Genomic DNA, 937 nt, shown 5'->3' with positions numbered 1-937 from the left:
CACGCGCGCCTGCGCGGTCTGCCCGGCGGTCATGAACTGATCGATCTGCTGCTGGCTCAGCGCGCCCGTGGCCTCCAGCGTGCGCGCACGGCTGGCGTTCGCGCGGGCCTCGCCGGCGTTCGCCTGCGCCTCGAACAGGTTGGCCTGCGCCTGGGCCAGGTCGGCGTGCACGCTGCTGTCCGAGAAGGTGGCGAGCAACTGGCCGGCAGCGACCCGGTCGCCCACGTTCACCAGCACCCCGGTCAGGCGCAGGCCGTTGCCCTCGGCTCCGATGCTCGCCTCCTGCCAGGCGGCCACGTTGCCGTTGGCGGCCAGGCGCAGCGGAAAGCGGCTGCGCTGCGGCTGCACCGCGTTCACCGTGAGCGCCGCCTGCGTCTTGGGTTCATCGGCGGCGCGCGACGCGCCAGACAGCAGCACCGCGCCCGCGGCCAGCGCGCAGGCGCCCCCCAGGCCCGCCAACGCCCAGGCGGTGCGCCGCGAGAGCCAGGAGTCCGGTGTGCGAGCCGGCGGGCAAGCAGAAGGGGAATCGGGCCGGGAATCTGGTGTGCAATCGGGCATGGGTCAGGTCCATTCCATGGGTTCGTCGGTTCGTCGGTTCCTTGGGCGGCAGCGTGCGGCCGGTGCTCAGCGCGCGCTGCTGTCCGGGGTGTCGGATGACTGGGCCGTGGCCAGGCCCTGCTGCGCGTCCCATCCACCGCCGGCTGCGCGGTACAGCGCGATCCAGGCCAGCTGGCGCTCGTTGCGCAGGGCGATCAGGGCGTCTTCGGCGGCGAACGCGTTGCGCCGCGCGTCCTCCAGTTCGAGCAGACTCGTCAGGCCGGCGCGCCAGCCGGACTCGGTGGCGGCAAACGAAGCGCGGTAGCCTTCGGCAGCGGTGCGCGCACTGGCATTGCGCTCGGCGGTGCTCGCCAGCCGCACCAGCGCCTGCTCGACCTCG

The 937-nt window shown here is 73.6% G+C and carries 2 protein-coding genes; both read right to left on the bottom strand.

What is annotated here, in order from left to right; translation table 11 throughout:
* Positions 1–558 (bottom strand): efflux RND transporter periplasmic adaptor subunit (locus VTU_RS0121580; RefSeq protein ID WP_138927999.1); only part of this gene is annotated, 558 nt, incomplete at its 3' end.
* A gap of 66 nt (positions 559–624) precedes the next feature.
* On the bottom strand, positions 625–937 hold a 313-nt coding region (locus tag VTU_RS29360), incomplete at its 5' end, for a TolC family protein (protein WP_010108713.1).

Origin of the sequence: Verminephrobacter aporrectodeae subsp. tuberculatae At4, assembly GCF_000193225.1 — a bacterium.
In the GTDB taxonomy this organism is placed as follows: domain Bacteria; phylum Pseudomonadota; class Gammaproteobacteria; order Burkholderiales; family Burkholderiaceae_C; genus Acidovorax; species Acidovorax aporrectodeae.
This window is presented reverse-complemented; position numbering and strand designations above follow the sequence as displayed.